Here is a 21,114-nt window from a genome sequence, read left to right on the forward strand (position 1 = left end):
TCCTGCGATGTAACCGGTTTCATTTAGACAATATACACAACCACCACGCGAGCGCCACCCGGGGGGCCCTAAATGAAACCGGTTTCTTTTCTTGGCGCGCCGTCGGCCAGACTGGTGCGAGAATAGGCTGCACCGAAGGACAGGAGGGGGCCGGAGTTGGACTCGATCAAACGCGCCACCATCGGCGACGTCGCCCGGGTGGCCGGAGTGTCGCGGGCCACGGCCTCACGCGCCCTCAACGACTCCGCCCAGGTCACGCCGGCCACCAAGGAGCGGGTGCGCGAAGCGGTGCGCGAGACCGGATTCGTGATGAACAAGATGGGCCGGGCCCTAGCCGTCGGCCGCTCGGAAACCATCGCGATCCTTGTCACTGAGCCCCTCGACGAGTTCTTCAGCGACCCGCCGTTCCTCACCGTGCTGCGCGGGATCACCGAAGGCCTGGCCGAGACTTCCACCATGCCGGTGCTACTGCAGGCCTGGTCCGACGCGGAGCACAAGCGCGCCCTGCGCCACTTCGAACGCCGCGCGGTGGACGCCGTGATCTCCATCTCGCCGTATGTCGGCGGCGACATGCTCGAGGCGCTGCGGGAGGGCACGCTCCCCGTCGTGCTCTGCGGCCAGGTGGAGGGCCACCCCTACCTGGGGGTCTTCGCGAGCGTCTACGCGGATGACGTGGCCGGCGCCCAGCTCGCCGGGGACCGGATGATGGCCCGTGGCCGCCGTCGAGTCGCCGTCATCAACGGCCCGCAGGACAACCCCGCGGCAGTGGACCGCCTGCTGGGATACCGGGCCGCGATGAGCGGGGTCTTCGACCCGGAACTCGCGGTATGGACAGGCTGGGACGAGGCCTCCGGCTTCGACAGCATGCGCACGCTCCTAGAGCGCGACCCTGCCATCGACGGCGTGCTCGCCGCCTCAGACCGCATCGCCGCCGGCGCGCTCCGGGCGCTCTCCCTGGCCGGCCGGTCCGTCCCCGGCGACGTGTCGGTGATCGGCTTCGACGACCACAGCCTGGCCGCTTCCACCGCTCCACCGCTGACCACCATCAGGCAGCCCATGAACCTGCAGGGCAGGCTGGCCACCCAGTTGGCCATGGAGATGATCGACGGCAAGAAGGCCCGCAGCGTCGTCCTCGACATGGAACTCGTGGAACGAGCTTCGGTCTGACGCTAGCCTGGGAGCATGAACTTAGGTGAACCTAACTCGGCACCCGCAGGCATGAGCAGCGTCGCGTCCGTCACGACGGAGCGCCCGGCCCGGTACGGGAAGCAACTGGTCGGCCACCTGGGGCGCCGCGCAGGCGGCGAGTGGTCCGCGGAGACCGAATCCGGCTGGGTGCAACTGGGTGACCTGGGCCGCGCCGAACTCACCGCGGAGACCGACACCCTCGTCCTGCAGGTCTTCGGCCCCGACGCGGAGGCCATCGAGCGGCTGGAGCAGGTCGTGGGCCGCCACCTCGTGCGCTTCGGCACCAAGGACGAGCTCGCCGTCGCCTGGGTGCGCGACGACGGCACGCCCGGCACGGAGCAGCGCTTCTCGGATCCGGAACCCATGCACGCGGGCTGAGCCATGGGCAGGATCCTCTTCGACACCGCCACCAGCATCAACGGCTGGATCGCCGACGAGCACAATTCGCTGGACTGGCTCTTTGCGGTCGACGGCGGCGACCACCCCGACGAGGGCCTGTTCCCGGACGGAGCCACCGTCCTGGTGGAAGGTTCCACCACGTACCAGTGGTTGCTCGACCATGACGACATCCTGCACCACCCAGAGAAGTGGCAGGACTTCCACGGGTCGCGGCCCGCCTTCGTCTTCACCACGCGCCGCCTGCCCCGGCCAGAGGGCGCGGACGTCCGCTTCGTTTCCGGTGCGGTGACCGACCACATCGGGGCCATGCGTGAGGCGGCCGGCGACGGCGACATCTGGGTGGTCGGCGGCGGTGACCTGGCCGGCCAGTTCCTCGACGCCGGGCTGCTGGACCAGATCGCGCTGTCGGTCGCCCCCGTCGCCCTCACCGGCGGCGCGCCGCTCCTACCGCGGCGCCTGGAGTCGGACCGCCTCCGGCTGGTCTCGGCGCAGGCGCACGGCCAGTTCGCCCGCCTCCTCTACGACGTCGTTCGCTGACTTTCCCCGCCTGACAGGATGGAATCCATGACCGACCAGCTGATGATCGATCCCGCCCTCACGCTGTGGTCCACGGAGCAGCGGGCGGGTCTTCCGCTGCTGGTGCTCCTGCACGGCTTCGGCTCCAACGAGGAGGACCTGTTCAGCCTGGTTCCCTACCTCCCCGGCGGCATCGCGGTGGCCTCGCTGGCCGCTCCCGGCGCCCCGCCGGCGCCCATGCCCGGGCGCGCCTGGTTCCCGATGGGCACGCTGGGCAACACCCACGAGGTCATCGCCGACGCCGCCGCCGCGGTCCGGCGCTGGATCGACGCGGAGGCCGGCACCGCACCGTCGGTGGCCCTGCTCGGCTTCTCGCAGGGCGCCTCCGTCGCGCTGGAGGCGCTGCGTCAGGGCCCGGAGCGGTTCGACGCGGTGCTCGCCCTGAGCGGCGTGGTGTCGCCGTTCGGCTCCGACGGCGACGCCCGGTTGGGCGAACTGCGCCCGCCGGTCTTCTGGGGCCGGGGCTCGCTCGACACGGTCTTCGCAGAGGAGCTCATCGACCACACCGCGCAGTGGCTGCCGGAACACTCCACCCCCACCGTGCACCTGTACCCTGGCCTCGGCCACGGGATCGCGCAGGAGGAGTTGGGCGACATGGCCACCTTCATCGAGGCCTGGCGCGATTCGGCCTGCTGAGCGTCCACCCTCACTCCGGCCGCAACACCGCGAACGGGTCGGTCACCACCAGTTCCCTGTCAACGAAGCGGAACACCCGCGCGGGCCGGCCGCCCTTCGCGCCTGAGACGGTCAGCTCGCCCGTCGATTCCAGTTGCCCACGCCGCGTCAGCACCCGCTGCAGGTTCGTGGGCGCGACGTCGTGACCCAGCGCCGCCACGTACACGGAGCGCAGCTCTGCGATCGTGAACTCCTCCGGCATCAGCGCGAAACCGATATTCGTGTACGACAACTTGGCCCTCAGCCGACGCACGGCGTGCGCCACGACGAACCGGTGGTCGAAGGCCATCTCCCCCACGCCGTCGACGTCCACCCAGGCGGCGTTCTCCGGTAGCTCCGGCTCGGCGCCCGCAGCCACCAGCCCGAGGTAGCTCGTCCCGATGGTGCGCTGCGCCGGGTCCCGCGAGGGATCGGAACTGGTGCCCAACTGCTCCAGGTGCGCCAACCCGGCGATATCGACCTTCGCCGCCAGGTGCCGCAGCACCGATGCCTCCAGGGTCTCGCCCGGCTCCACCGGCCCCGACGGCAGCGCGGGCGCGCCGGCGAAAGGCGCCGAGCCCCGGATCGCCGTCAGCACGCACAGCCTCGCGTCGGGGCCTCCGCCGCGCACCTGCAGCACCGCGCCGATTGCCTCGTGGCGGTAGAGGGCTACCCCGGCGGAGTCGCGGATTTGGCTGCTGGTCATGGCCGCATGCTACAGTGACGCAAGTTTCCGCCTGAGAGACGAAAACCCACGGAGGGACACCCGCCATGACGCTCACCCTGAACCGCACCTGGGAGCAGTGGACCGCAGACGAAGTCGCGGAGTGGCGGGAGCGCGTCCACGCGTTGGCCGTCGAGCGCGACGCGGTGATCCTGGCGCACAACTACCAGTCCGGCATCATCCAGGACGTGGCGCACCACGTTGGCGACTCCCTCGCCCTCAGCCGGCTGGCCGCCACCGTCGATGCCGAGACCATCGTGTTCGCCGGCGTGCACTTCATGGCCGAGACCGCGAAGATCCTCTCCCCCGCCAAGCGCGTCCTGATCCCGGACCAGAACGCCGGCTGCTCGCTGGCCGACACCATCAACGCCGGCCAGCTCCGCGCCTGGAAGGCCGAACACCCTGACGCCGCCGTCATCTCCTACGTCAACACGACGGCGGAGGTGAAGGCGCTCACCGACATCTGTTGCACGTCCTCCAACGCGGTCGAGGTCGTGCGCAGCATCCCGGAGGACCGCGAGATCCTGTTCCTCCCGGATCAGTTCCTGGGCGCCCACGTGCGCCGCGCCACCGGCCGGAAGAACATCCAGGTGTGGCTCGGCGAGTGCCACGTGCACGCCGACATCTCTCCGTCGAACCTCATCGACGCCGTCCGCAGCAATCCCGACGCGGGCCTCTACGTGCATCCGGAATGCGGCTGCACCACCTCGGCCCTGTGGCTGGCGGAATCCGGCGAACTGCCGGAGGGCCGCACCCATGTGTTGTCGACGGGCGGCATGCTCGACATGGCGCGCAACGAAACGCGTAGCCAGGTGCTCGTGGCCACGGAGATCGGCATGCTGCACCAGCTCCGCAAGGCCAACCCGACGACGGATTTCCGCCCCGTGAACGCCCAGGCGTCGTGCCCGTACATGAAGTTGATCACGCCGGAGAAGCTCGAGGCCTGTCTCGGCGACCCGGCCACCACGGCGGCGTACGAGGTCGACGTGGCGCCCGAGATCGCGCTCAAGGCCCGCCAGGCGGTGGAGCGCATGATCGCGATCGGCAACCCCGGCTCGGGCGAGTGATGCGCGCGCGGGTCGTGGTGGTGGGCACCGGCGCCGCCGGCCTGTCCACGCTGCTCCACCTCGCCGCGGCGGGCGTCGACACCATCACCGTCACGCGGGCGGGTGTCACCGATTCGGCCACCGGCTGGGCCCAGGGCGGCCTCGCGGCGGTCTGGAACGCGGGCGACTCCTTCGAGGCCCACATCGCCGACACCCTCACCGCCGGGGTCGGCCTCTGCGACGAGACCGTCGTCCGTGACCTGGTCACCTCCGCCCCCGGCTCCATCACGCGGCTCATCGAGCTGGGCGCGAAGTTCGACCGCACGCCGGATGGGGAACTGGACCTGCACCTCGAGGGCGGCCACTCCCACCGGCGCATCATCCACGCCGACGGCGACGCCACCGGCGCCGAGATCGAACGCGCGCTCTGGGCGGTGCTGTCGCGCGCGCTGGAGGGCAGTTCCGTCCGCATCCTGGAGGACACCCGGCTCGTCGACATCCTGACAGAGGACGGCCGCGCCGTCGGCATCCGCGCGCTCGGTGATGAGCCCTTCGACATTCGCGCCGACGCCGTCGTGCTCGCCACCGGCGGCATCGGCCAACTGTGGCCCGTCACCTCCAACCCGACTGTGGCCACGGGCGATGGCGTGGCCGCGGCCCTGCGCGCCGGCGCGGCCGTGCGCGACATCGAGTTCGTCCAGTTCCATCCCACCGTCCTCGCGGACGAGGCGGCCACCGCCCGCGGGGTGCTGATCAGCGAGGCCGTTCGGGGCGAGGGCGCATTCCTGGTGGACTCGTCGGGCCGCCGCATCATGGCTGGTGTCCATCCCCTTCAGGACCTGGCTCCCCGCGACGTGGTCTCCGCGGCGATCGTCGCGCACCTCACCGCCACCGGCCAGGCCCACGCGTTCCTCGACGCCACCCACTTCGGGGCCGCCACGTGGGAGGCGCACTTCCCGGGCATCCTGGCGCTCTGCCGGGAACGGGGCGTCGACCCCGTGACCGAGCCCATCCCCGTGCATCCCGCCGCGCACTACTCGTGTGGCGGCGTCGCGGCCACGCTCGACGGCGAGACCAGCGTGCCGGGGTTCTTCGCCGTCGGGGAGGTCGCCGCCACCGGCCTGCACGGCGCGAATCGCCTGGCGTCCAACTCGCTGACTGAGGCCCTGGTCATGGGCGACCGCCTGGGCCGGCGGCTGGCCGCCGCTCCGGTCGGGCCCACCTCGCACCGCGGAGTGGCGACTGAGCGGGTGGGCGTCAGCACCGAGCCGCGCCTCATCGACCCCTCGTCGACGCCCGCGCTCCGCGCCGCCATGCAGCGCCACGCCTTCGTCGCCCGCACCGCCGACGGCCTGGCCGCACTGCTCCGCGACCTCGGGGCAGCCCCGTCCACCGACACCCTGACCGACCGTTCCCTCACCGCCACCAACCTCCATACGGTCGCCGTGGCGATCGCGACGGCAGCCCTCGCCCGCCAGGAGTCCCGGGGCGCGCACCGCCGCGCCGACTTCCCCGGGCGGGCTGAGGCGCACCGCCTCCTCGTCACCCTCACCCACGGCGCGCTCAACTGCAGCGCCGAACCCCTCACCACCGTCGAAAGGACCGCCGCATGACCACCCGGCAGGAGACGACCACCGAGGCCCAGGCCGAACTGCAGCGCCTCGTCGACATCGCCCTCGACGAGGACCTCCGCTACGGGCCGGACGTGACCACCCTCACGACGGTGCCCGCTGAAGCGCAGGGTGTCGCCGAGGTCGTCAGCCGCGAGACGGGCGTCATCTCGGGGATCGACGCCGCCCTCGTCGCGCTCACGACGCTGGCCGACCGGGTTGGTTCCAGCGCCTCGGCCGAGGTCGTCGCGCCGGACGGCACCCACGTGGCCCCCGGCGACGTGGTCCTGCGCATCTCCGGCCCGGTGCAGACCCTGCTCACGGCCGAGCGCACGCTCCTGAACTTCCTGGGGCAGTTGTCCGGCGTGGCCACCGCCACCTCCCGCTGGGTCGAGGCCGTCGCCGACACCGACGCCAAGATCCGCGACACCCGCAAGACCGTCCCCGGCCTGCGGGCGCTGCAGAAGGCCGCCGTCGTTGACGGCGGGGGCGTGAACCACCGGATGGCGCTCGGCGATGCCGCTCTCATCAAGGACAACCATGTCGCTGCTGCGGGCTCGGTGGAGGCCGCGTTCCGTGCGGTGAAGCACGCCGCGCCCGACATCTCCGTCGAGGTGGAGTGCGACACGCTGGAGCAGGTCCGCGAGGCAGTGGAGGTCGGCGCCGAACTCGTCCTCCTCGACAACATGGCCCCCGACACGATGCGTGCCGCCGTCGAGATCTGCCGACCGGCCGGCGTGAAGACCGAGGCGAGCGGCGGCCTGACCCTGGAGTCGGCCCACGCCGTCGCAGCGACGGGCGTCGACTACATCTCCATCGGCGCGCTGACCCACTCGCCCCGTGTCCTGGATCTCGGCCTCGACCTGCGCACCGCCACCGCGTAGACCGCTCGCCGGCGGTCCGACCCACGCAGTGGGCAGCGCCGATCCTGTCCCAGAGACGGCGCCGAGAGGCAGACTAGGTAGATGGCAGTCCTGATCGATCCCCCGCGCTGGCCCGCGCACGGCACCGTCTTCGCGCACCTCGTGTCTGACACCTCCCTCGATGAGCTCCACACCTTCGCCCGCTCGGCGGGGCTCCCGCCGCGGGCCTTCGATCACGACCACTACGACGTCCCCGCTTCCGGCTACGACGACCTCGTCGCCCAGGGAGCTCAGCCCGTCGGCGAGATGGAGCTCATCCGGGCACTCAGCGCCAGCGGGCTGCGGGTGCGCAAGCCCCAGAAGTCGCCGACGCGGGCGGAAGCCCTGGCCGTCGCCCACCGGTCGTGGAGCTACCTCGGTCTCCCGGACGACCTGCGCGATGAGTTGCTCGCCCGGTGGCAGCAACCGGACCGCCACTACCACGACGTCCGCCATCTTGCCCACGTGCTGATGGCGCTCGGCGACCTCGGTTGCACCGACCCCGTCGTCATCCTCGCGGCCTGGTTCCACGACGCGATCTACGACGGCGTCCCCGGCCAGGACGAGGAGGCCTCCGCCCAGCTGGCGGAGGATTCGCTCGCGGGCCTGCTCAGCGCGGCAGACGTCGCTGCAGTCGGCCGGCTCATCCGCATGACCGCGACGCACTCCCCCGGCGACGAGCGCGAGGCGACTCTCTCTGACGCCGACCTCAGCATCCTCGGCCAGATCCCCGGCCGCTACCACGTCTACGTCCGCGACGTGCGCCTCGATTACGCCCATGTCGACGATGAGGCCTGGCGCCAGGGACGCTCCCAGGTGCTGCGCCATCTCCTGGCCAAGGACCCGCTCTTCCACACGGAACTCGCCCGCGACCTCTGGGAAAGCCCGGCCCGCGCCAACCTCGCCGACGAGCTCCGCAGCCTGAGCGAGAACCCGCCCGTTTCGTGAGCCAGAAGGGGCACTACGCTCGCTGGATGGCCGACAACCCGACGCCCGAGGCTTTCGATGCCCTCCTCGCACCGCTCGCTGGCGAGGACGACGCCCTCATCGCCGCCCGCACGTCCACCGAGGTGACGCGGCCAGGCATCGAGGTCTCGCCGTCCATGGGCCGCCTCCTCCATATCCTCGCCTCCGCCTCCGGCGCCAGGCGGGTCCTGGAGTTCGGCACGCTGGCGGGCTACTCGACGATCTGGCTAGCGCGGGCCGTGGGGCCCACGGGCCGCGTGGTCAGCCTCGAACTCGAGCGCAGCAACGCCGACGTGGCCCGTCGGAACCTCGATGCAGCGGGGGTCAGCGCCTGGGTCGACATCATGTGCGGCCCTGCGGCGCGCTCGTCGGAGAGATTGGTCGAGTTGCAGGTCGAGCCGTTCGATCTCGTGTTCATCGACGCGGACAAGGCGTCGCTGCCCACGTATCTGGAGCGCTCGATTGCGCTCACCCGCCCGGGCGCGCTGATCGTGATCGACAACGTCGCACGGGGCGGCAAAGTGCTCAACCCGGACGACGACGACTCCCGTGGCGTCCGCGCTGCCCTGACTACTGCCGGCGCGGACCCGAGGCTAGACGTGGCAGCCATTCAGACCGTGGGCACCAAGGGCTGGGACGGGTTCGCGGTACTCCGTCGCACGGCCTCCTGAACCGGGCCGCTACCGCTCCCGGTACGCCGGCCAGCAAGCACCATCCGCGGTGCAGATTCTCACGCTGAGCGCGGGTGGCTATAGAGAATTGTGGGTTGAGCATCCGTTGCCCCGGGCGAACTGTGTGATTCCAGTCCACCCGGGGGTCGGGTGCTCTCCGACAGCTGTGCCGTCGGCTTCAGTAGGGGCGGTTGAGGCCCAGGAGTGATACATAGTGCTGTTCGCGAGATTCACGGTCGAGGTGTTCCTGGTTGACGAGTCGCTCGTCAGGGTGCCGCTCGTTTCGCTCGTACCTGATGCTCCAGAGAAGCATCCAGAGGCCGATGCGCATCGCGACGCGTTCAGCTAGGCCCAGCCGACGCTCAGAATGCTCGAGTAGATGGTCATTGAGTACGGGTATTCGTTCCGCTAGGAGCGTGTTCATCAGATGGTTTCATTTCTCTTTTGGGTGCGAGAATGCACAGGAAAATGGCATGCCGATAATCATCAGCAAAGGGGGTATTGACGGCCCGCAACGACGCGGGCGCGCCGCAGACCCTCAGTAAACGAGGGTGTCAGAAGGGGTTGTGAACGCGTCAGGCGTTCTGGGAACCCGCAAAGGAGGCAGCCCCGTTGGCACGGCGCAGGCGGTGCGCGGTAGTGAACTTCAACATGGGACCTCTCCTTTCAATTGCGTATCCAGAGAGAAGGCTATGCCCAACGGAAGACCAATGTCAACACACAATCGAAATGGGCTTGAAGTCACCTTGAAAGCGCTTGATTCACCGCCCCACGCGCCGGCTGACAAACCGAGGGCCACGGAGACGCGAGACCTGGTCAGCGTTTCGTGTTGACGGCCTGGTATTCCCCGACGAGGTAGTCAGCACTGCGCGACAGCGTGAACGGCAACATGCCCGAGCGGCCGGCGCCGCTCCAACTGACCGCCCAGTGCGATGTCGCCGTCACCTCGTAGGTCCCCATCTCCTCGTACATGTGCCCGCAGTCGGGCGACTTCACGTTCTTTCCACCCTGGGTCCGAACCGCCGACCACGGCGTGCCCTTCCCGCATGTCACGGTGGTGCCGTCGCCCATGTCCCAGTCGACGCGCTCCACCTCGGCCCGCAGGGTCACCGTCACACCGCTGACCGAATCCGACGAGGTGATCGGCCCCCACTGCTTCTCCGACGGCGACTCGGCCCACATCCAGTTCTGCCATCCCACAAAACTCAGGCGCACATCGTTGTCGCCGCGCGGGAACATCCCCAGTTCGACGGCCTCGAGGTCCAGCCGCGCCAACAGGCGCAGCGCAACCTCCCGCGGATCCACCTGCACCGCCTCCGGCGGCGCCGGCAACCACCGCGTAGCCACCATGCGTGGATCGGGCACGAGATCTCCGCCTGGACGCGTACAAACGTAGACGGCGCCTTCAGTGCGTCCACCCCACGCGGGATCCGATAGCGGGGGCTGCGGTTCGGCCTTGCGGCACCACGCCGAGGCGAGAGCGCTCCAGGTTCCCATCGGGGTTACGCACTCGACGGACCTGCCGCCCCATGTGCACTCTCGGGTTCCTTTGGGCGCTTCGGCTTCGCCTTCCTCGCGGCCAGCGTTACCGGAAGAGACGCCCTCCCCCTCCACTTCGTAGAGGCACAGGCCAAGATGGTTGACAGCCCCGCACTCCGGAGCAGGTTCCTCCGCGTGAGCAGAGATCGGTACCAGGGCGGACATCAGGAGCAGGAGCAGCAGCGTTAAGACCTCGACGAGTCGAATCAGCATTCCTCGTCCTGATCGTTTCGGATCAGGGAGACGCGCCACACTCCGTCGGCCCCCTCCTCCATCACGGCCGTCTCCCTGAACCGAGGGGCCAGTTCTGACGTCGGGTACTCATCCCCGGAATAGGTTTCGACCTTCATGCCACTGCGGTCCAAGCAATAGCTCAGCTCTGCTTGTCGGGCGCCTCCAGGTGTTTCGGTGACATCCCCCAACGTGAGGCCGGCAAACGCGATGCCGCCGAGACTTCGGATTTTGTTCTCCCTATGGAGTTCGACATCTCGGAGAATGTGGTTGCTCTGGTCACCCGTCGTGACGTATTGCGTCTCCGAGAAGTCCGTGTAACCCTCTGGATCGGCGAGGTACTTGGCCAGGACTCGCTGATACTCCTGCCAGCCAGCAATGATGGCCGCCGACTCCGTATCCTCCGTCGGCAGTTCACCCGGGTACGACTCAAACGTCGTCGGCGACGGACTCGGGCTGGCACTCGGCGACACACTCACACTCGGCGACATCGACGGCGAAGCGGACACCATCGTCCGCTCGACCTCAGGCTCCGGCGACTCCACCGCCCCGGCCGTACACCCAACCAGCAACGCAGCGCCGGCAACGGCGGCCACACACAGCCTCATGAAGAACTCCGATCCACAATCCGAGCCCCATCTAAACAACGCCGGGGGTCACTTGCCCTCCCTATCAGCGAAGCTGTGGATAACTTACGGCGACCAGCGGTACATCGCCCCGTCGATCCCCCACATCGCAGAGCCGACGGTGAGCGCAAGCGCGACGGGAACCATCACCCACGGCGACACCCGGGCGAACAACCGCGCCAGTGGCAACCACAGCGCGAACCACGGCAGCAGCAGCGCCCCCATCCCCTCGACCCGCCCCTGCATCAGCGCGAGTACCACTGCCAGCGCCGCCGGGACGATCACCAGCCAGTGCTCCCTCATGTAGATCAGCACCAGCACGAGCACCACTGCCACGGCCACAGCAACCGCATCCGTTCCGGCACCGCCCCACGTCACGCCGTCGGCCTGACCCGTGAGCACTCCCCACACCCGCACCAGCCCGTCCAGAGGCGACCCTAGCCCGCCATTACGGCCCGCGAACATCTCCGGGAAGCCGCTCGCCGCACCCATGCGGTAACCGACGTACAGCCAGTACAACCCGAGCCCCAAAGAGCCCAGGAGGGCGGCGCCCAGCCGGTCGAGGCGCACCTTGGACCGCCAGCCACGTTCCCGCCGGCTGCCGCCCACGCCCGCCAGCCACCACAGCCACAGCGTCGCCAGGTACGGCAGGCCTGACACGTGGGTCAGTCCGGCGAGCAGTCCCATGATCCCGGCGAGGAAGGATCGGCGGGTCAGCATCGCCCAGATTCCCCACGCCACAAAAGCCGCCACCCAGCCCTCGGCGAAACCCATCGCCTGGAGCTCTGACCGAGGCGCCACGGCCCAGCAGAACGCCAACCAGAATCCGACGGCGCCCGAGCCGAGTTCATGGCCCACCCGCTGGATCCCGATGACCGCCACCACCGAGCCCAGCCACGCTGCTGCCAACAGCGCCAACTCGCCCGGCACCCCGAGGGCCAGCGCGATGTTGGTGAGCCCAGGCAACAGCGGGAAGAACGCGAACCCACCCGGGACCGCCTCCGGGTACCCCTCCCCGGCGATCCTCAGGTACCACCCCGCGTCACCGGCCGTCAATTGGGCGAGCGGGAAGGCGCCCACCACAGCGGCCAGGGCAGCGATGAACACCGTCTTGACCGTCAGGAATGCGCCGACGCCGCCCACCGCTGATTTCCACACGCCAGCACCCTACCGGCGGGGTCCCACAACTACGCGGTTGGCGGCACCTCGTCACGCCGGGGGTAGGACGCCTGAGCCCCCCGTCGCGTTACGGCGACACCCGCCACCTGCGCAGCGAACGACGCCGCCTCCGCCAAGCCTGACCCCTCCGCCAACCGCACCGCCAACGCACCGACGAATGCGTCGCCGGCGCCGGTGGTGTCCACCGCCTCCACCACGGCGGCCGCGATGTGCACGGGCTCCGACGACCCCTCAGCCACGAACGCCCCCGCACCGCCCATCGTCACCACGGCAGACCGGGCGCCCCGGGCCAGCAGGCCCCGGGCGAGCTGGGCCCCGTCGTCGGGTTCCACGCCCAGGAGGAACGCGGCCTCGGACTCGTTGACCACCAAAGGGTCACATTCGGCGAGCAGCTCGGCGGGCAACTCCCGGGCCGGCGCGGCGTTCAGGACCAGGCGCGCGTTCGGCGCGTGCCACACCGCCTCCACCACCGATTCCATCGGGATCTCCAGCTGTGCCACCACGACGGTGGCCTCAGCCAGCAGGTCCGCGTGCGAGGCCACAAACTCCGGGGTCACCCAGCGGTTGGCGCCGGGCGCCACGATGATCGAGTTCTCGCCGTCCGGGGTCAACATGATGATGGCGACCCCGGTGGGCGCCTCCACCCGCGACATCCCAGCCAGTTCGACGCCGGCCCCTGCCAGCGAGCCGATCAGCAGGTCGCCGGTGGAGTCCGTGCCGACGCAGCCGAGGAACGCCACCCGACCGCCCACCAGCGCTGCGGCGACCGCCTGGTTCGCGCCCTTGCCGCCCGGGGTGAACGCGAGGTCTGAGCCGAGGATGGTCTCCCCGCCGTCGGGCCGGTGGTCGATCTCGACGACATGGTCGACGTTCGCCGACCCCACCACGACCACATCCGCCATGTTCGTACCCTCCAGCTCTCGACCGCACCGTTGCGGTCGTTGCCAGACTAACGAATCCGGCGCACCTCGACAGGTGCACCGCAGCGCGACATAGGCTCGAGTCACCACTCCAGGAGAAGGGTTCCCCATGACAGACCGTCTCAAGTCCCTGACAGACGCCGGAGTTTCCATCTGGCTCGACGACCTCTCGCGCGACCGCCTCACCACGGGCAACCTCGCCGAACTCATCGCGACGAAACACGTCGTCGGGGTGACCACGAACCCCACCATCTTCGCCAAGGCCCTCAGCGACGGCGAGGCGTACGCCGAACAGCTCGCGGATCTCACCGATGTCGACGAGGCCATCCGTCTGGCCACCACCACCGACGTCCGCGACGCCGCAGACCTCTTCCGCGACATCTACGCCTCCAGCCACGGGTTCGACGGTCGCGTCTCCATCGAGGTCACCCCGGACCTGGCCCACGACACCGACGCCACCGTCACCCAGGTCCAGGAACTTTACGACACCGTGGGCCGCGAGAATCTCCTCGTGAAGATTCCGGCGACCAGCGCGGGTGTCCCCGCCATCGCGGAGTCGATCGGGCGCGGCATCTCCGTGAACGTGACCCTCATCTTCGACGAGGGCCGGTACCGCGAGGTGATGGACGCCTACCTCACCGGCCTCGAGACCGCCGACGCGGCCGGGCGCGACCTCAGCAAGATCCACTCCGTCGCGTCGTACTTCATCTCCAGGGTCGACGCCGAGATCGACGCCCGGCTGGAGAAGCTGGGCCACGAAGAGCTGAAGGGCAAGGCCGCCATCGCCAACGCCCAGGTCGCCCTCGGCGCCTACGAAGAGGTCTTCGGCTCCGAAAGGTTCGCCGCGCTGAAGGCGAAGGGTGCCAACCCGCAGCGACCCCTCTGGGCCTCCACGAGCACGAAGGACCCGTCCTACCCTGACACGATGTACGTCAGCGAGCTGGTCGCCCGCGGCGTGGTGAACACCATGCCCGAGAAGACCCTCGAGGCCTTCGCGGACCACGGCGTCGTCGGTCGCCCCATGGAAGGCACCGAGGAGGAGGGTCGCCGGGTCCTCCTGGAGATTTCCGACGCGGGCGTGGACCTCGCTGACGTCTTCCAGGTGCTGGAAGACGAGGGCGTGGAGAAGTTCGCCGTGAGTTGGAGGGAACTCCAGGAGACGGTCCGCGCCGCGCTCGCCTCCGGACCTGCCAACCTATAGGCAACTGCTCACCCAAGAGCGTGGATCCTGGAGCGCGCACGCCTGTTCCTGGCTAGGGTCCTGCCCATGGGGGAAACACGGTCAGCACCGGATTTTGCTTTCGACGGGCAAGGCATCAGCCAATCCCGCGGCAGCCAACGGCCCAGTTACAGCGATTGGGCACCCGCTGGCGCCCCTCCACCTGATCCCACGGTTGACCTGCTCTACTCGACGGCGGGCTCACGGCTGTCGGCCCAGGCTCAGGCGGCGCGCGCGGCCGAGGCGACGGGCCCATTCGTGCAGCAACCCTATGGTCCTGCTGCCGCCCCGTCGCCCTGGGAGATCGGCAGGGTGGGCGAGCAGGTTGTGGCGCACGAGTTGATCCGGCTTCGCGAGCTCGACCCGCGCTGGGGCTATCTCCACTCCATCCCCGTCGGCCAGAACGGTGCCGACATCGACCACCTGCTCATCGGCCCCGGCGGAGTGTTCACCATCAACACCAAGCATCACGCGGGCGGGAAGCTGTGGGTGGCCGGTGGGACCTTCATGGTGAACGGGTACCGACAGCCCTATGTGCGCAACAGCAGGCACGAATCTCAGCGCGCCGCACGGCTCTTGGCCAGAGCACTGGGCAGGCCCATCCCCGTGGTTGGTGTGATCGTTCCGGTGAAGGCCCGGGCGCTGGAGGTCCGTGAGCAGCCGGGTGACGTGTGGGTGATCCCGTGCGAGCACCTCGCAGGCTACTTCTACTCCTGTCGGCCCGCCCTCCCCCAGGAGACGGTGATCGCGATATTCGACGAAGCACGCAAACCTCAGACCTGGTTGACGAAGGCCGCCCCACAGACAGAATGCGCACCGCGGTCGCAGCAACCCGGTCCCACCCAGGAACCGATGGAGACGGATTCCTTCACATTCCGACGGTGGCGCAATTTCGGACATGACCGCCTCTACGTCGCTCGCAAAGCAGATGGCCATCAGCTCGGCTATTGGAATCTGGGCACGAACGGCTCACACCCCACGGATGACGAAGTCAAGGGCGAGTTGAGCCTGGCCTTCTACGAATGGAAGCAGGCCAACGGTTCCGAGTAGATCACGCCTGCGCGCGCTGGTGTCCTCCCGGGCAACGCTCCGCTCGCCAGTGCAGGTGGCAGTAGAACGCACCACACTCCACACAGTGGCCGAGCAGGTCGTCGCTCACGGACTCCAGAGCCTCGACGTCACCCTCGGACAACCGACGGTGGAGCGCTGCGGCGCTGTCGTCGTCCAGTTCGATGGCCTCACCCACCACACCGTTGTCCAGCCCGCCGGCCTGCATCATCATCCGCCAGCCGTCGGTGTCCGTCCGGTTGGAGTGCAACTGCTGGGAGCGGGCATCCCAGCATCCCCAGCGCTCCGGCATGTCGCCTGGCCCGAGCACCTCGAAGACCCCCGTGCTCAGGCCGCACTTGGCGCACTGCGGCGCGAAATAGAAGCCGCGGCGGCCGGGGTGCTGACTCATGAATCCCAAGATACGACAACCCGGAGCACGAACCGGTCCTGCAGCGCGGCAACCTGCTGTCCACGGACTTCTGCGGTCACGCCACGAGGTCCTAGTCCTTGTAGAGGGGGACTTCCTCCTCGAAGCGCTGCTCGATGGTCTGTAGCAGGATCGGGTCGACGCCCACCTCGGCGATCTTGGGACCGCCGTTGGAGCCGAACCAATCGCGGGCAGAGTCGATGATCCGCCGCACGGCCTCGTCCTCGTTCACCTGGGAGGTGTCCACCACCAGGTCATAGCTGTCCTCTGCTGCCCAGTTCTCCCCGTAGTAGCGGCGGACGAAGCGGGTCTTCGTGTCGACATCGCGCTCGACCAGCTCCCCGGCGACGCCCCGGGACACCCGGTTGTCTTCCATGACGCGCCTGACCCGGTCCTCGTCCGGCGCCGTTACGAGCACGTTGAACACGTCGGAGTGCCCCTTCAGCACGGCGAAGCCGCCGCGCCCCAGGATGACGACGTCGTACTTGGCGGCCAAGGTCACCAGCGTCTTGTTCATCCAGTCGATGGTCTGCGAGGTGTTCTCGTTGAACAGGTCGAGCAATGTCGGGGGCTTGTCGTAGAGCTCCGAGAGCCTGATCAGTCCGAACTCACTGATGACGCGATCGACGAAGGGGCGGTCCGCGAACTTCCAGCCCAGCTCCTGGGCTACCCGCTCAGCGATTCGCCCACCGTACGATCCAAGTTTGCGGGAAACGGTAATGGCACTCATGTCAGTCCCTCCTCAGGGAGTCCGCGCTACGGTGCGCCTGCTCGGGTACCCAGTCTACCTGGCGGGTTCCAAATATGTCACGACATTCCTTCGAAGAACAGCCCATGCCCGCGGTACGCATCAGGACTCGATGACGCGTTTCACACGTGCCATCTCACTCGCGGAGTTCAGCGCCAGGTGGGGAAGCGCGGGATCCATGCTCCGGTACTGGCCCGGACCCACCTCCTTGAACCGGCCCTGAGCCGTGCCTGCGGTCACATAGCTCCCGTGCTTCCCGGCCTCCGCGAGGAAGAGCAGATCGGGCAGGTCGCTCGGCAGATCAGGCCTGCCAGCCATTTCGTAGGCCACACCGCCCACCACACCACCCACTTCGAGGATCTCAATCTCCTCGCCGGTCTTGAGGTTGCCCGCGAATGCCTGCGTGACCACAGCTTGGTAGACCGTCGTCGGGGTCCCCAGTTCCTTGAGTTCGGCTGGGGACGGCGTATTCGTGGTGCCTGCGTAAGGGTTGATGAGTGGGTCGTCGAAACTGTAGTCGGGGAGCACCATCTCGCCGCGCGATCCGACGATCCGCACCGAGACCATGGCATCCGACTTCGCTGCCATGTCATCAATAGTTTCCTAGAAGACCGGCGACGCCAGGATAACTACCGTGGCAGTGGGAGACGGGGGTGCCGGCGTGGGCGTCGCGGCACCGGAAGGAGAGGCGGAAGGCGCCGTGGCCCCGCAGGCGGTCAGCATCAGGGCGAGCCCGAGAACGAGTCTCTTCATGGACACAAGCTTCCGGTAGCGGGTGAGACGTGGAGTCTGTCGAAATGCTACCGATACCGTACGCCCGACAGCGGCGACCCCGCTGAGGGCGCTGCAAAAGGGGTTGTAAATGCAACAAACCCCCCGAACGAGGTTCGGGGGGTTTGCTATAAAGAAGTCCGGCGGCGTCCTAGTCTCCCACGAGGTCCCCCTCGCAGTACCATCGGCGCAGAGAGGCTTAACTTCCGGGTTCGGGATGGGACCGGGTGTTTCCCTCTCGCTATGGCCACCGTAACACTATGGGAAATAGCGTTCGGATACACCTTGCTCAAGTCTGTGTTGAGTTGTGTGTCCCCGACCGTATCTCGGGAACCTCACAGTGGACGCGTAGCATCTTTGTAGAAAGACAAGCCCTCGGCCTATTAGTATCGGTCAGCTCCGCACATTGCTGTGCTTCCACATCCGACCTATCACCTCGTGGTCTACAAGGGGCCTTACCAGATTATTCTGTGGGAGTCCTCATCTTGAAGTGTGCTTCCCGCTTAGATGCTTTCAGCGGTTATCACGTCCCAACGTAGCCAACCAGCCGTGCTTTTGGTAAACAACTGGCACACCAGAGGTTAGTCCGACCCGGTCCTCTCGTACTAAGGTCAGCTCTTCTCAAGACTCCTACGCGCGCAGCGGATAGGGACCGAACTGTCTCACGACGTTCTAAACCCAGCTCGCGTGCCGCTTTAATGGGCGAACAGCCCAACCCTTGGGACCGACTCCAGCCCCAGGATGCGACGAGCCGACATCGAGGTGCCAAACCATGCCGTCGCTATGGACGCTCGGGCAAGATCAGCCTGTTATCCCCGGGGTACCTTTTATCCGTTGAGTCCTGGCGCTTCCATGTGCCACCAGAAGATCACTAGTCCCGACTTTCGTCCCTGCTCGAGATGTCTCTCTCGCAGTCAAGCTCCCTTGTGCACTTACACTCGAAACCTGATTGCCAACCAGGCTGAGGGAACCTTTGGGCGCCTCCGTTACCTTTTGGGAGGCGACCGCCCCAGTCAAACTACCCATCAGGCACTGTCCCTGATCCAGATAATGGACCTAGGTTAGATAACCAGAGTGACCAGAGTGGTATTTCAACGATGACTCCACCTGAACTGGCGTCCAAGCTTCAAAGTCTCCCACCTATCCTACACAAGTCACACCGATCACCAATACCAAACTATAGTAAAGGTCCCGGGGTCTTTCCGTCCTGCTGCGCGTAACGAGCATCTTTACTCGTAATGCAATTTCGCCGAGTTCGTGGTGGAGACAGCGCCCAAGTCGTTACTCCATTCGTGCAGGTCGGAACTTACCCGACAAGGAATTTCGCTACCTTAGGATGGTTATAGTTACCACCGCCGTTTACTGGGGCTTAAGTTCTAAGCTTCGCCGTGAGGCTAACCCTTCCCCTTAACCTTCCAGCACCGGGCAGGAGTCAGTGCGTATACATCGTCTTACGACTTAGCACGCACCTATGTTTTTAGTAAACAGTCGCTTGGGCCTGGTCTCTGCGACCCTCAACGCTTTCGAAGTAAATTCTAATACGCATCAGGTCCCCCTTATTCCGAAGTTACGGGGGTATTTTGCCGAGTTCCTTCACCACGATTCTCTCGATCGCCTTAGTATTCTCTACCTATCCACCTGTGTCGGTTTGGGGTACGGGCGGCTAATATCTCGCTCACGAAGCTTTTCTAGGCAGCATAGGATCACTCTTACGACAACCAAAGTTGCCGACACATCATGTCTCAGGCTTAATGAAACGCGGATTTGCCTACGTCTCGCCCTACACACTTGACCCGGTATATCCAAAACCGAGAAGAGCTACCTTCCTGCGTCCCTCCGCAGCTTGCCTACTATGAACTTGGGTCACAGACTCAGTGAAGATCCGTCCGAAGACATCACCACACCTCGCGTGCTTAGCATCATCCAGTTCGGCAGGGGCGATATTTCGCCGGTACGGGAATATCAACCCGTTGTCCATCGACTACGCCTGTCGGCCTCGCCTTAGGTCCCGACTTACCCAGGGCAGATTAGCTTGACCCTGGAACCCTTGGATATTCGGCGGACGGGTTTCTCACCCGTCTTTCGCTACTCATGCCTGCATTCTCACTCGTGTGCTCTCCACGGCTGGGTCACCCCGCCGCTTCACTGCGCACACGACGCTCCCCTACCCATCCACACAACCTTACGGTTTAAACGTGTGAATGCCATAGCTTCGGCGGATAACTTGAGCCCCGCTAAATTGTCGGCGCAGAATCACTTGACCAGTGAGCTATTACGCACTCTTTCAAGGGTGGCTGCTTCCAAGCCAACCTCCTGGTTGTCTCCGCAACTCCACATCCTTTTCCACTTAGTTATCGCTTAGGGGCCTTAGCTGATGATCTGGGCTGTTTCCCTCTCGACTATGAAGCTTATCCCCCACAGTCTCACTGCCGCACTCTCACTTACCGGCATTCGGAGTTTGACTGATTTCGGTAAGCTTGTGGGCCCCCTAGACCATTCAGTGCTCTACCTCCGGTAAGAAACATGCGACGCTGCACCTAAATGCATTTCGGGGAGAACCAGCTATCACGAAGTTTGATTGGCCTTTCACCCCTATCCACAGCTCATCTCCTCGGTTTTCAACCCAAGTGAGTTCGGTCCTCCACGACGTCTTACCGTCGCTTCAACCTGGCCATGGATAGATCACTTCGCTTCGGGTCTAGAGCACGCGACTAAAAACGCCCTATTAGGACTTGCTTTCGCTACGGCTTCCCCACACGGGTTAACCTCGCCACGTACCACTAACTCGCAGGCTCATTCTTCAAAAGGCACGCCGTCACCCCGAAAGGCTCCGACGGATTGTATGCGATCGGTTTCAGGTACTATTTCACTCCCCTCCCGGGGTACTTTTCACCTTTCCCTCACGGTACTTGTCCGCTATCGGTCACCAAGGAGTATTTAGGCTTAGCGGATGGTCCCGCCAGATTCATGCGGAATTTCAGGGGTTCCGCATTACTTGGGGTGACGCTCCAGAGTGATCAACTTACGCCTACAGGAGTCTTACCTTCTCTGCTGTGCCATTCACAGACACTTCAACTTCACTGATCATTTTTTACTCTGTGGCTGCTCGACAGCGCAACCAGAACGGCCCCACAACACCCCGCATGCAACGCCTGTCAGCTATCACACACACGAGGTTTGGCCTCTTCCGCGTTCGCTCGCCACTACTAACGGAATCACTATTGTTTTCTCTTCCTGTGGGTACTGAGATGTTTCACTTCCCCACGTTCCCTCCAACTGCCCTATATATTCAGGCAGAGGTTGCCGGACATGACTCCGGTATTTCAAGGTTTCCCTATTCGGAAATCCACGGATCAAAGCTCGTTTACCAGCTCCCCATGGCTTATCGCAGGTTACAACGTCCTTCATCGGCTCTTGGTGCCAAGGCATCCACCGATCGCACTTAGTAGCTTGTCAAAAAATCTACAAAGATGCTCGCGTCCACTGTGAAGTTCTCAAAATACGGGCGAGCCCAGGACAACAACCACCCCGAAAGGCGACTGCCACCATGGTCCGCTAGAAGGCGTTGCACAAACAACCGACCCTTCAGGACCCAACAGCGTGCTTAGCCCGACACCAACCATCCCCCGAATTTCCACTCCCAGACCACAAGGACCCAGGCTGTACTG

At 66.2% G+C, this 21,114-nt stretch carries 19 protein-coding genes and 2 rRNA genes; 11 read left to right on the plus strand and 10 right to left on the minus strand.

Annotated features, from left to right (window positions below):
- The first annotated feature begins 156 nt into the window (after nucleotides 1-156).
- Genes ACX1DX_RS09035 through ACX1DX_RS09050 form a run of 4 tightly spaced genes read left to right on the plus strand, consistent with a single transcriptional unit; the run spans nucleotide 157 to nucleotide 2,799 of the window.
- Nucleotides 157-1,167 carry a LacI family DNA-binding transcriptional regulator gene (locus ACX1DX_RS09035; protein WP_459396329.1) on the plus strand — a complete coding sequence of 337 codons (1,011 nt, stop codon included), beginning with the start codon at nucleotides 157-159 and terminating at the stop codon, nucleotides 1,165-1,167.
- A 15-nt stretch (nucleotides 1,168-1,182) separates the two neighbouring features.
- Complete coding sequence (locus ACX1DX_RS09040; RefSeq protein WP_459396330.1) at nucleotides 1,183-1,566, plus strand: DUF2218 domain-containing protein; 384 nt, start codon at nucleotides 1,183-1,185, stop codon at nucleotides 1,564-1,566.
- Nucleotides 1,567-1,569: 3 nt separating this feature from the next.
- A complete protein-coding gene (locus ACX1DX_RS09045; RefSeq protein ID WP_459396331.1) occupies nucleotides 1,570-2,124 on the plus strand; it encodes a dihydrofolate reductase family protein in 555 nt (184 codons plus the stop codon).
- A 27-nt stretch (nucleotides 2,125-2,151) separates the two neighbouring features.
- Nucleotides 2,152-2,799, plus strand: a complete 648-nt coding sequence (locus ACX1DX_RS09050; RefSeq protein ID WP_459396332.1) for an alpha/beta hydrolase — start codon at nucleotides 2,152-2,154, stop codon at nucleotides 2,797-2,799.
- A 10-nt stretch (nucleotides 2,800-2,809) separates the two neighbouring features.
- Here the strand turns inward: ACX1DX_RS09050 and ACX1DX_RS09055 are convergent, their stop codons facing one another.
- Nucleotides 2,810-3,523, minus strand: a complete 714-nt coding sequence (locus tag ACX1DX_RS09055; protein WP_459396333.1) for an NUDIX hydrolase — start codon at nucleotides 3,521-3,523, stop codon at nucleotides 2,810-2,812.
- 65 nt (nucleotides 3,524-3,588) lie between these two features.
- On the opposite strand from ACX1DX_RS09055, the gene nadA reads away from it, so the two are divergent.
- From nadA to ACX1DX_RS09080, 5 genes are all read left to right on the plus strand, one after another.
- Nucleotides 3,589-4,608 carry a quinolinate synthase NadA gene (nadA, locus tag ACX1DX_RS09060; protein ID WP_076064018.1) on the plus strand — a complete coding sequence of 340 codons (1,020 nt, stop codon included), beginning with the start codon at nucleotides 3,589-3,591 and terminating at the stop codon, nucleotides 4,606-4,608.
- The gene (nadB, locus tag ACX1DX_RS09065) at nucleotides 4,608-6,200 is read left to right on the plus strand and encodes an L-aspartate oxidase (RefSeq protein ID WP_459398201.1); all 1,593 of its coding nucleotides are present in this window, start codon (nucleotides 4,608-4,610) and stop codon (nucleotides 6,198-6,200) included. Before nadA ends, nadB begins: the two co-directional genes overlap by 1 nt.
- Entirely contained in the window at nucleotides 6,197-7,081 is an 885-nt protein-coding gene (gene nadC, locus ACX1DX_RS09070) for a carboxylating nicotinate-nucleotide diphosphorylase (protein ID WP_459396334.1), read from the plus strand. The genes nadB and nadC overlap by 4 nt, the downstream gene beginning before the upstream one ends.
- An 81-nt stretch (nucleotides 7,082-7,162) precedes the next feature.
- The gene (locus ACX1DX_RS09075) at nucleotides 7,163-8,047 is read left to right on the plus strand and encodes a DUF4031 domain-containing protein (protein WP_459396335.1); all 885 of its coding nucleotides are present in this window, start codon (nucleotides 7,163-7,165) and stop codon (nucleotides 8,045-8,047) included.
- Between the two features lie 26 nt (nucleotides 8,048-8,073).
- Nucleotides 8,074-8,736 carry an O-methyltransferase gene (locus ACX1DX_RS09080; protein ID WP_459396336.1) on the plus strand — a complete coding sequence of 221 codons (663 nt, stop codon included), beginning with the start codon at nucleotides 8,074-8,076 and terminating at the stop codon, nucleotides 8,734-8,736.
- A gap of 816 nt (nucleotides 8,737-9,552) precedes the next feature.
- Here ACX1DX_RS09080 and ACX1DX_RS09085 read toward each other — a convergent pair.
- From ACX1DX_RS09085 to ACX1DX_RS09100, 4 genes are all read right to left on the minus strand, one after another.
- A complete protein-coding gene (locus ACX1DX_RS09085) occupies nucleotides 9,553-10,101 on the minus strand; it encodes a hypothetical protein (RefSeq protein ID WP_459396337.1) in 549 nt (182 codons plus the stop codon).
- Nucleotides 10,102-10,481: 380 nt separating this feature from the next.
- The gene (locus ACX1DX_RS09090; RefSeq protein WP_459396338.1) at nucleotides 10,482-11,102 is read right to left on the minus strand and encodes a hypothetical protein; all 621 of its coding nucleotides are present in this window, start codon (nucleotides 11,100-11,102) and stop codon (nucleotides 10,482-10,484) included.
- 96 nt (nucleotides 11,103-11,198) lie between these two features.
- Nucleotides 11,199-12,290: a hypothetical protein gene (locus ACX1DX_RS09095; RefSeq protein WP_459396339.1), complete on the minus strand. Its 1,092-nt coding sequence runs from the start codon at nucleotides 12,288-12,290 to the stop codon at nucleotides 11,199-11,201.
- Nucleotides 12,291-12,319: 29 nt separating this feature from the next.
- The gene (locus ACX1DX_RS09100) at nucleotides 12,320-13,213 is read right to left on the minus strand and encodes a ribokinase (RefSeq protein WP_459396340.1); all 894 of its coding nucleotides are present in this window, start codon (nucleotides 13,211-13,213) and stop codon (nucleotides 12,320-12,322) included.
- 127 nt (nucleotides 13,214-13,340) lie between these two features.
- Here ACX1DX_RS09100 and tal point away from each other — a divergent pair, with 127 nt between their 5' ends.
- A complete protein-coding gene (tal, locus tag ACX1DX_RS09105; protein WP_459396341.1) occupies nucleotides 13,341-14,432 on the plus strand; it encodes a transaldolase in 1,092 nt (363 codons plus the stop codon).
- 276 nt (nucleotides 14,433-14,708) lie between these two features.
- The gene (locus tag ACX1DX_RS09110) at nucleotides 14,709-15,500 is read left to right on the plus strand and encodes a nuclease-related domain-containing protein (protein WP_459396342.1); all 792 of its coding nucleotides are present in this window, start codon (nucleotides 14,709-14,711) and stop codon (nucleotides 15,498-15,500) included.
- A gap of 1 nt (nucleotide 15,501) precedes the next feature.
- Here the strand turns inward: ACX1DX_RS09110 and ACX1DX_RS09115 are convergent, their stop codons facing one another.
- The 5 genes from ACX1DX_RS09115 to ACX1DX_RS09135 all read right to left on the minus strand — a co-directional run bounded on the left by ACX1DX_RS09115 (nucleotide 15,502) and on the right by ACX1DX_RS09135 (nucleotide 20,902).
- Complete coding sequence (locus tag ACX1DX_RS09115; RefSeq protein ID WP_076064039.1) at nucleotides 15,502-15,909, minus strand: hypothetical protein; 408 nt, start codon at nucleotides 15,907-15,909, stop codon at nucleotides 15,502-15,504.
- Between the two features lie 91 nt (nucleotides 15,910-16,000).
- A complete protein-coding gene (locus ACX1DX_RS09120) occupies nucleotides 16,001-16,657 on the minus strand; it encodes a cytidylate kinase-like family protein (RefSeq protein WP_459396343.1) in 657 nt (218 codons plus the stop codon).
- 120 nt (nucleotides 16,658-16,777) lie between these two features.
- A complete protein-coding gene (locus ACX1DX_RS09125; protein WP_459396344.1) occupies nucleotides 16,778-17,263 on the minus strand; it encodes a hypothetical protein in 486 nt (161 codons plus the stop codon).
- A 321-nt stretch (nucleotides 17,264-17,584) separates the two neighbouring features.
- A 5S ribosomal RNA gene (gene rrf, locus ACX1DX_RS09130) occupies nucleotides 17,585-17,701 on the minus strand.
- 108 nt (nucleotides 17,702-17,809) lie between these two features.
- Nucleotides 17,810-20,902: ribosomal RNA gene (locus ACX1DX_RS09135) — 23S ribosomal RNA — on the minus strand.
- Between the last annotated feature and the right edge of the window lie 212 nt (nucleotides 20,903-21,114).

It is taken from the genome of Tessaracoccus zhenghani, assembly GCF_054552775.1.

What these genes read in the sequence shown, in the direction of transcription:
- ACX1DX_RS09045 (WP_459396331.1), top strand. Translation starts at nt 1,570, where the DNA reads ATGGGCAGGATCCTCTTCGACACCGCCACCAGCATCAACGGCTGGATC.
- nadB (WP_459398201.1), top strand. Translation starts at nt 4,608, where the DNA reads ATGCGCGCGCGGGTCGTGGTGGTGGGCACCGGCGCCGCCGGCCTGTCC.
- nadA (WP_076064018.1), top strand. Translation starts at nt 3,589, where the DNA reads ATGACGCTCACCCTGAACCGCACCTGGGAGCAGTGGACCGCAGACGAA.
- tal (WP_459396341.1), top strand. Translation starts at nt 13,341, where the DNA reads ATGACAGACCGTCTCAAGTCCCTGACAGACGCCGGAGTTTCCATCTGG.
- ACX1DX_RS09100 (WP_459396340.1), bottom strand. Translation starts at nt 13,213, where the DNA reads ATGGCGGATGTGGTCGTGGTGGGGTCGGCGAACGTCGACCATGTCGTC.
- nadC (WP_459396334.1), top strand. Translation starts at nt 6,197, where the DNA reads ATGACCACCCGGCAGGAGACGACCACCGAGGCCCAGGCCGAACTGCAG.
- ACX1DX_RS09080 (WP_459396336.1), top strand. Translation starts at nt 8,074, where the DNA reads ATGGCCGACAACCCGACGCCCGAGGCTTTCGATGCCCTCCTCGCACCG.
- ACX1DX_RS09040 (WP_459396330.1), top strand. Translation starts at nt 1,183, where the DNA reads ATGAACTTAGGTGAACCTAACTCGGCACCCGCAGGCATGAGCAGCGTC.
- ACX1DX_RS09055 (WP_459396333.1), bottom strand. Translation starts at nt 3,523, where the DNA reads ATGACCAGCAGCCAAATCCGCGACTCCGCCGGGGTAGCCCTCTACCGC.
- ACX1DX_RS09120 (WP_459396343.1), bottom strand. Translation starts at nt 16,657, where the DNA reads ATGAGTGCCATTACCGTTTCCCGCAAACTTGGATCGTACGGTGGGCGA.
- ACX1DX_RS09125 (WP_459396344.1), bottom strand. Translation starts at nt 17,263, where the DNA reads ATGGCAGCGAAGTCGGATGCCATGGTCTCGGTGCGGATCGTCGGATCG.
- ACX1DX_RS09050 (WP_459396332.1), top strand. Translation starts at nt 2,152, where the DNA reads ATGACCGACCAGCTGATGATCGATCCCGCCCTCACGCTGTGGTCCACG.
- ACX1DX_RS09075 (WP_459396335.1), top strand. Translation starts at nt 7,163, where the DNA reads ATGGCAGTCCTGATCGATCCCCCGCGCTGGCCCGCGCACGGCACCGTC.
- ACX1DX_RS09115 (WP_076064039.1), bottom strand. Translation starts at nt 15,909, where the DNA reads ATGAGTCAGCACCCCGGCCGCCGCGGCTTCTATTTCGCGCCGCAGTGC.